At 70.1% G+C, this 8,872-nt stretch carries 6 protein-coding genes; 2 read left to right on the top strand and 4 right to left on the bottom strand.

The features are described 5' to 3' along the window. Window positions 1–272: DUF6444 domain-containing protein (locus tag V6U90_RS24650; protein WP_334441186.1), on the bottom strand; the 272-nt coding region annotated here is incomplete at its 3' end. Window positions 273–484: 212 nt separating this feature from the next. Here V6U90_RS24650 and V6U90_RS24645 point away from each other — a divergent pair. Beyond that, entirely contained in the window at window positions 485–1,273 is a 789-nt protein-coding gene (locus V6U90_RS24645) for an SIR2 family NAD-dependent protein deacylase (protein WP_334441183.1), read from the top strand. Between the two features lie 85 nt (window positions 1,274–1,358). Here the strand turns inward: V6U90_RS24645 and V6U90_RS24640 are convergent, their stop codons facing one another. After that, on the bottom strand, window positions 1,359–4,442 hold the full coding sequence (locus tag V6U90_RS24640; RefSeq protein ID WP_334441181.1) for a hypothetical protein: 3,084 nt from the start codon (window positions 4,440–4,442) through the stop codon (window positions 1,359–1,361). A 545-nt stretch (window positions 4,443–4,987) separates the two neighbouring features. Between V6U90_RS24640 and V6U90_RS24635 the strand changes: the two genes are divergently transcribed. Continuing rightward, window positions 4,988–6,304 (top strand): NucA/NucB deoxyribonuclease domain-containing protein, encoded by a 1,317-nt coding sequence (locus V6U90_RS24635; RefSeq protein ID WP_334441179.1) that lies wholly within the window; start codon window positions 4,988–4,990, stop codon window positions 6,302–6,304. 123 nt (window positions 6,305–6,427) lie between these two features. Here the strand turns inward: V6U90_RS24635 and V6U90_RS24630 are convergent, their stop codons facing one another. Both V6U90_RS24630 and V6U90_RS24625 read right to left on the bottom strand, forming a co-directional pair. Then, window positions 6,428–7,102, bottom strand: a complete 675-nt coding sequence (locus tag V6U90_RS24630) for a response regulator (protein ID WP_334441176.1) — start codon at window positions 7,100–7,102, stop codon at window positions 6,428–6,430. Next, window positions 7,099–8,793, bottom strand: a complete 1,695-nt coding sequence (locus V6U90_RS24625) for a sensor histidine kinase (RefSeq protein WP_334441174.1) — start codon at window positions 8,791–8,793, stop codon at window positions 7,099–7,101. Before V6U90_RS24625 ends, V6U90_RS24630 begins: the two co-directional genes overlap by 4 nt. Window positions 8,794–8,872: the final 79 nt, after the last annotated feature.

Genomic DNA, 8,872 nt, shown 5'->3' with positions numbered 1-8,872 from the left:
CGCAACGTGCGACCCTCATGACCAGGCTGCCCACCCGGCCGCCGACCCGAACGCGCCCGCAACGACCTCGGCGCCGGCTTGGCCAGCCCATCCGACGACGGCGGCCGCGACGAGTTCGACGAGTCCTGCCCGAGCCGAGCCCGCAGATCCGCGTTCTCCGCCCGCAACACCGCGTTTTCCCGCCGCAACCCGGCGTTTTCCCGCCGCAACCCGGCGTTTTCCCGCCGCAACCCGGCGTTTTCCCGCCGCAACCCGGCGTTTTCCCGCCGCAACCCGGCGTTTTCCCGCCGCAACCCGGCGTTTTCCCGCCGCAACCCGGCGTTGTCCCGCTCCAACTCAAGAACCCGGGCCTCCAACCGGGCAAGCCGCTCAAGCAGCTCCACGATGGACGGCGTTCCGGACACCCAACCATGATCCAACCCGAACGACCCAGGTCAAGCCGACCCGCCGACGAGCACCTGACCAGTCACGCAGGATCTTGGGTATGGATAGCGTTCTGTCGCACCGGGCCGCTCAGATCCTCGGCGACGCCCACCGGGTCGTCGTCTTCACCGGTGCGGGAATCTCCGCCGAGAGCGGTGTCCCCACCTTCCGGGACGACCTCACCGGCCTCTGGGCCCGGTTCGACGCCGAGCAGCTCGCCACCCCGGAGGCGTTCCACGCCGATCCGGACCTGGTCTGGGGCTGGTACGAATGGCGCCGCGCGCGGGTACGCCGGGCCGAGCCCAACCCTGGGCACCTGGCGATCACCACCATCGCCACCCAGGCCCCCGACAGCACCGTCATCACCCAGAACGTCGACGACCTGCACGAACGAGCCGGTACCCAGGCCGCGATCCACCTGCACGGCAGCCTCTTCGCGCCCCGGTGCGTCGCCGCCGCTCACCCGGCGACGTTCCCGAACCCGCCGGACGGCGAGGTCGCCGAACTACCCGAAGGCCGCCGGATCCCACCGCCCCGGTGCGCGTCCTGCGCCGCGCTCGTCCGCCCGGGAGTGGTGTGGTTCGGTGAGGCCCTGCCCGAGGCGGCGTTGACCGCAGCGGTCCAGGCCGCCGCCGACTGCGACGTGCTGCTGACGGTCGGCACCTCGGGCGTCGTGCACCCGGCCGCCGAGATCCCCCGGATCGCGGCGCGCGCGGGCGCCGCCGTGATCCAGGTCAACCCGGAGCCGACCCCGCTCGACCCGGTCGCCACCATCAATCTACGCGGTACCGCCGCACAGGTCCTCCCGGCCCTGGTCACCGCCGCCTGGGAGACGACCGACGGGAACTGACGGCGGGAGCTGACGGCGGCGCGGACCGGTCTGCTGTCGGGGCCGGCACTCCGTCCCCGGGGCGGACCGGTCCGCGCCGATCAATTCAGCTCACGGTCACCGAGACGGTCGTCGGCGGCTGCTGCAACTGCCCGTAGTTGTCGACCGCCCTGACCACGACGGTGTACGTACCCGCCGGAACCACCGGCGACGTGTACGCGAAGTTCGACCCCGGGGACCCCGGGCTGGTGAGGAAGGTCGAGATCCAGGGAGCGCTGCCCGTCACGAAGACGCCGGAGGAGTTCATTCCCCGGCCCGCGCTGTTGATCATCTGGACCTCCACCCGAAGCATCCCGACGTCGTCCACGGCACGTCCGGTGACCACGATCCTCGAATCGGGGTAGACCTCGCCGTTCTGCGGGCTGAGGCTCGGTTCCAGCCGCGGATCGAGGTCACCCGGATACACGAGGTACCGGGCGGTGGCGCCCGAGGTCGAACCGTCCTGCTGGCCCGCCGTGTCGACGGCCCACGCCTCGACGCTGTACTCACCCCGGGTCGGCAGGTCGATCGGCAGGGTGAACGTGGTGCTCGTCGCGCCCGGCGAGGCGAGCGTGGCGTTCACCGTGGCGAAGCTCGCCGCCATCGTGCCGTTCGGCTGCACGTACCGGCCGGTGTCCAGGTCGCGCAGCGCCACCCGCACACTCTGCACACCCTTGTCGTCGGTCGCCGTACCGGCCAGGTCGAGGTGCAACTGCTCGACGTTCTGGTCGACACCGGTGAAGCTCAGCAGACCGTTCGGGAAGGCGTCCCCGGGCACCTGGGCGGTGACGGTGAGCCGGCCCAGGTGGGTGGAGGCCGTGGTCAGGCCCAGGTTGTCCGTGGCCCGCACCCGGAAGTCGTACACGCCCGGGGTGAGGGGCACCGTGGTGTAGGACCAGTTGTACGACGCGGCGTCGAGGTTGGTCGGCGAGACTCGGTGGTAGGCCGTGACCGAGTCGACGCTCCAGGTGCCGTCGGCGGCCAGCGATTCCCGGGTGGTGTTGTTGCGCAGGTAGATCTCGACCGACTTCAGGGTGCCGTCGTCGCTGGCGGTACCGGAGAAGGTGATCGCGCCGCCCGGCGCGACGGTCAGCGGCGCGGCGGCGGTGGGCGGGACCATCGGCGTGGGCGTGCTGATGGCCACCGTCGGCGCGACACCCGTCGCCGAGACGATCCAGTCGCGGGTGTCACCCCGCAGGTCACTCTGACCGGCGGTGTCGATCGCGGTGGCGGTCATCCGCCATTCGCCCTCGGCGGGCAGGGCCACCTCGACCTGCCAGGTGGTCGACAGCGCACCGATCACGTCCGGCTCACCGCGGAAGGTGTTGTAGACCGGGGCGACCGTCCCGTCGTCCTGGAGGTACCGGTTGTCCGCGTCGCGGAACGAGTACGTCAGCGCGCTGACACCCTTGTCGTCGGTGGCGGTGCCGGTGGCGACGAAACTCCGGGTGGGCAGCAGCCCGCCGGCCGGTGCGGTGATATTCGTCGTGGGTGGCAGGTCGTCGAAGCTGAAGGTCTCGATCTTCTTGATGGCCTTCGTGGTGTCGCTCTCGCCGTTGACACCGAACGTCTTCGCCAGGACCTGGTACTCACCGGAGGGCAGTGACACCGAAAGGGACCACGAGGTCGAGGGGGTGTTCGGCGCGGCGAGGGTGGCGTTGATGCCGTTGAAGGCGCCCCACGTCGCGAGGTCGTCCTGGAGGTACTGCTTGGAGTCCCGGTTCTGGATCTCGATCTGAACCTTGGCGATGCCGGAGGGAGCGGAAGCCGCACCGTCGATCACGAACGGTGCGTTGGCGGGTTTGACCGACCCCTCGATGGGGGTGGCGATCGTCGTGTCGACCGGCGAGGGCGCTGGCACCCGGCTGAGGTCGAAGAAGCCGACCCGCCCCACCGGCAGGCCACCCTTGGTGTTGCCGTCGCCACCGACGAAGAGACCCCGCGGGGTGGCCAGGAGCGCCTTCTCCCCCTCGTACGAGCTGGAACCGGGGTTCCATTCGAGCGCTGTGCCGGTGGCCGGGTCGAGCGCGCCCAGGTGGTCGCGGCGGACCACCTGGTCACCGAGACCGTAACCGCTCAGGCCCTGACCGGTGCCGTACCCGACGTTGTCCAGGCCGGGCCAGGGAACCGGCGACGTCGGCGACTCCTGCCAGCTGAAGTGGCCGCCGACGTAGACCGCCGTTTCGGTGATGGCGACGGAGTAGATGCTGTCGAAATGACGTGACACCCAGATCGGCTCGACGTTGTCGTTGCCGGTCACCGGGAACGCGATCGCGGTGTCGTTGATCGGCGGGCGGTCGCCGCCCGAGCCGCTGGTCACCACGAAGTAGGAGTCGTCTGGGGCGATGTCACCGGCGAAGACCCGCTGGATGCCACCGACGAAGGAGAGGTAGTCCTCCCACAGGCGGGTACGCCAGGGCAGCAGCGCCTTGGCGGTCACGTCGATCAGACCCACGCCGTAGCGGTCCTGGCCCGCGATCTGGCGGCCCGTGTGGACCACCAGCAGCCTGCTGCCGTCGTGCGTCAACTTGAGCTGCTGCACGGTGAGCATGCCGCCGACGCCGATACCGCCGGACAGGGGCAGGTCGAACCCGCTGTCCACCGCCCCCGTGACGGGGTTGAGCGCGGCGAGCCCGCTGCGGGTCACGCCGTTGATCTTCGTGAACTGGCCACCCACGTACACGGCGGTGCCGCTCACGGCCAGCGCGGTCGCGCGTCCGTTCCCGGCTGCGGTGAACGCGACCACCGGAGCGCCGGTGACCGGGTCGAGCCGTGCGATCTTGCGCTTGGTGACCCCACCGACGGTGTTGAACGACCCCGCGACGTAGAGCGATGATCCGTCCGGCGACGCCTCGATGGCCTCGACGGATCCGTCGAACGTCGGCGTGAAGCCGGTGTCGATCCGGCCCGTGTCGATGTCGTACGAGGCCAGCGACCGCTGCGCGACCGGCGTCGCGCCGACGTTGGCGATCGACGTGAATGACCCGGCGACGAAGACCCGGTTCCCGATCACCTCGATGTCGGTGATCTCGCCGTCGGTGATCCTCGGTACGTCGTTACGCGGCGTGCTCGGCACCAGCCGGGTGTGCCCCGGCACCGCTTGGGCCGCCAACGCGACCGTACGGACCCCCGCGCCGCCGACCGTTGTCACGACGGGTCGAGCGCTGGTCCTCGCGGGCTCGCCCGCCGTCGTGCCCGCAGCCGCCGGTTGGCCGATCAACACGACCACTCCGGCGACCAGACCCGCGACGACGCGGCTCCGAACATGCATCGAGACAACCCCCTGTAAACGCCTGGATCGCGCTGCCGGGTCGACCCCGGCAGCATCCATCCGCTGCGTGCCGGAAGACACAGTAGGGGGCCGATCCTCCTCTGTGTACGGACGAGCGCCGGAAATCGGCCGTTCGGCACCGGTTCCGGCACCGCCGGTCGGTACCACCAGTCGACACCGTCACCTTCGAATCCAGACCCGCTCCCCCGAACGGACTGAATCAACGAACACCGACTGTCGCGCATGACGGCTATCGACGGATATCTGACGACACCACGACCGGTATCCGGTCGTTGTGATTGGTGGTTGTTGTTGTTCAGTTCTCAGCCTCTGACCCCGAACAATCCTCGGCGGCCAGACCGACGGCAAACCACGGCTCCACGCAGGTCGTCGATCGCGACGACGAAGGAAAGGGGATGGACACCTTGAGCACACGACGAGCCCGGCGACGCGCGGGCATCGCCGCGCTGGTCACCATCGGCCTTCTGGGCACCGCGATGGTGCGGCCCGGCGCAGCATCGGCAGCCGGGATCGAGCCCGGCGCACCGTCGGCCAACCGGGCAGTGGCCACGTTCGCAACAGGCCGGGCCACGGCCGCCGCAGTGGGCAGCCACTCCTACAGCAACATGGCACAGATCGGCGATCCGACCCGGCTCGACCGGGCCGGACTCAGACGGGCCTCGGTGGGCCAGTCCGGTGCGGTCCGGCCCGCGTCGGACCCGGCCGACGCGATCATCGAACGGTGTCAGAACGACCCACGGGCGGACGGATCCCAGGGGCATGTGTTCCACCGCCTGATCTGGTGCCAGGAGCACGGCTTCACCGCACAGGCGTGGGACACCTCCGGTCAACTGATAGGCGAGGCCAGCCTCCAGTACGTCGCCGTGGCCTGGGGTGACTACTACGGTCGGACGATCCTGATCGAACTCAAACGGACCTCGGTCGGCTCGCACTGGGGCGTCTACGGTGACCCGGACGACACCCGCTTCTCGCTCGTACCCGAGTGCGCCGACGTCGGCCACGACGACGGGTGCCGGATCAACGGTGACCCGGTCGACCAGTCGCTCACCGAGTGGACCGGCGACGACACCTGGAACACCTGGCTGATCACCTCGGACGAGACGAAGAGCACCAAACCCGACCTGGTCTCACGGCACCGGTGGCGCCTGACGGCCGAGATCATCAGCGACGAGCAGCCCATCTGGAGTGACGCGGGGAAGACCGCGTACCACCTCATCCGGTGCGACTCGGCGACGTACTTCGCCAACCGGCCCAGGGCGTGCATCAACGACGACGTGATCCCGTACCTCACGTACCAGGTCAACGCGCCGAACGCGGTCAGTGTGCGGGACGTGGCCCTGCACATCCGGCAGGCGCAGTACTTCCCGGACACCACCTTCCCACCCTCGCAGGATCCGAAGTTGATTCCGGGGGCGTACCGCAACGGCGCACCGACCGACAACGGCCTGCACCGCATCCCGGCGGCGGACGAGGGACCGAACCGGGCGGTCGTTCGGTCGACGTGCGCCCAGTTCGTGCCGCCGGTCGAGGAGGAGCAGTGCGACGAGTACCCGTTCGCGGCCACGATGGAGGGCGCGGCGAGCCCGATCTGGGACTTCTCCGTGCAGGGCGTCAACGCGGAGCACAACAGCCGCGCCGGTAGTTACCTGCGCTGGTACCTGTTCTGGGACCGGATCCTCTACGAGGACCAGGACAGCTTCTACGTCAACATCGTGGACTGACCGATCGCCACGGGATCCTGGCGGAGGAACACCGTCGACACGGCTGCCTCCGCCAGGATCCGCGCCGCCCACCGGAGGCCCGCCGAGAGTCTCAGGGTGGAGTACGAGGCCGGCTACGGGCTGTCAGGAAGCCCAACTGTAACGACGCTCCGGGCGACCGGCGGAACCGTACCGGAGGCTCACCGCCGCTCGTCCGGTGTCGGCGAAGTGTTCGAGATAGCGCCGCGCGCTGACCCGGGAGATACCCACCGCGTTGGCGCACTCAGCGGCGGAGAGTGTCGCGGAGTGCTGCCGCAGGGCGCGTTCCACCAGCTCGGCGGTCTCCGCGCTGAGCCCCCGGGGTAGCGTCGGGGTGGCGCTGTGCGACCCGCTGCGGGACAGGACCCGGTCCACGTCGGCCTGGTCGCTGACCACGGTGGCGCGCAGCGAGTTGCGTCGGGCAGCGTACTGCTCCAGCCGGGTCCGCAGCTCGTCGAAGCCGAACGGCTTGAGCAGATAGTTGACCGCGCCGTAGCGGACGGCCCGGCGCACCGTCTCGACCTCCCGGGCCGCGCTGATCACCAGCACGTCGCAGTCGTACCGGGCGGCTCGCAGCCGGGTCACCACGTCCAGTCCGAACATGTCCGGTAGGTAGAGGTCGAGCAGCACCAGGTCGGGGCGGTGCCGGTCGACACAGGCGATCGCCTCTTCGCCGGTACTGGCCGCGCCCACCACCCGGAAGCCGTCGAGCCGCTCGACGAAGCCCCGGTGGATCCGGGCCACCATGAAGTCGTCGTCGACCACCAGTACGTCGGTCACCGGTTCGCCTCCGGCGCCCGGGTCACCGACATCCGGGCCGTGAACATCGCACCCTCCTCGGTGTTCGTCGCCGCGACCTCGCCACCGCGACGATGGCAGACCAGGCGGGTCAGCGCCAGTCCGATCCCCCGTTCGCCGCCACGCGCCGCCTTGGTGGTGAAGCCGTGCGTGAAGACCTCCTGGGCCAGTTGCGGAGCGACCCCCGGCCCGGAGTCGCGGACCACGATCTCCACCGAGGAGGCGTCCTGGCGTAGCTCGACCTCCACCCAGGCCGGCCCGTCCGGAATGTCGCCACCGTCCGGTCCGACGCTGCCCGAGTCGCCGGACGGCGGCGCAGTCCGGTTCTCCCGGCCGCCGGCCACCGCCTCGACGGCGTTGTCGACCAGGTTGCCCAGTACCGTCGCGACGTCCGCAGCGACCGCTGGTTCCAACCGGTCCAGGCTGGTCCGCTCGGAGATCCGTAGCTCCACCCGGCGCTCGGCGGCCAGCGCCGACTTCGCCATCAGCAGGGCCGCCACCGCGGTGTCATGGATCCGGCTGCTGACGGTGAGGTCCAGGGAGGCCCGGTGCCGGCTCAGCGCTTCGACGTACCGGACCACTTCGTCGTGCTCGCCGATCTGAATGAGCCCGGAGATGGTGTGCAGCTGGTTGGCGAACTCGTGGGTCTGGGCGCGCAGCAGTTCGGTGGTACTACGGAAGGAACCGATCTCCTGTTCCAGGCGGGCCAGCTCGGTGCGGTCCCGCAGCGTGGTGACCGAGCCGAGCCGGCGGCCGTCCTTGCTGACGGTCATCCGGTTCATCACCAGCACCCGGCCGGCTCGTACCACCACCTCGTCCCGGGCCTGCGGATCATTGTCGGCGCCGGCCAGTACGTCCCGCAGCCGGCCGGAGATCCTCAGTTCGGCGAGGGTACGGCCGAGGCAGTGCTCGGGCAGGTCGAGTAGCCGCCGGCCGACCGCGTTGACCAGGGTGATCCGCTGCTGCGGATCCAGCGCGACCACCCCCTCGGCAATGCCGTGCAGCAGCGCCTCCCGGTGCTCGGCCAGGCCGGCGATCTCCCGGGGCTCCAGGCCCAGGGTCTGCCGCTTGATCCGGCGGGCCAGCAGCCAGGAGCCGGCGATCCCGAGCAGACTGGCGATACCCAGGTAGGTGAAGAGGTACGACGAGGCACCCACCAGCCGCTGTGACCAGCTGGGCCACGCCTCGCCGATCATCACCACGCCGAGGTGTCGTCCGAGGTTGTCCTTGCGGTCACCGAGCACCGGGACCTGGGCGACCAGTTCCCGCGAGTCACCGACCGCCAGCTCGCCGAACCAGCTCCGCCCCCGTGCCACCCCGGGGTCGCCGAGCACGAGCGGGCTTCCCACCAGGGTCGGGTCGGTGGACCCGACCACCCGCCCGCGGGCGTCGGCCACGGTCACCGAGGTCACCCCGGACTGGGTCAGCGCGTTCTGCACCAGCGGAGCGACGAGTTCCGCTGGCGCTGGCTGGTTGAGCCGCTCGCGCAGTAGCGGGTTGCCGGCGAGCTGCTCGCCGAGGGCGGCCACCCGCCGCCCTTCGACGCGGTTGAAGGTGGCCGCGGACTGGGCCAGGGAGACGGCGGCCACCGCCACCAGCACGACCACGATGATCGCGAGCTGGAGTACGAGCAACTGCCCGGCCAACGTACGGCGGGGGGTGACCGCGACCACAAAGACCTCAATTTCCGCTGTTGACAGAAGGCAGACGTGGAGTTCGTCCGGGGGTCATCATCTTGCCGCCGGCCCCCTT

This window comes from Micromonospora sp. CPCC 206060 (genome assembly GCF_036906895.1).
In the GTDB taxonomy this organism is placed as follows: domain Bacteria; phylum Actinomycetota; class Actinomycetes; order Mycobacteriales; family Micromonosporaceae; genus Micromonospora.
This window is presented reverse-complemented; position numbering and strand designations above follow the sequence as displayed.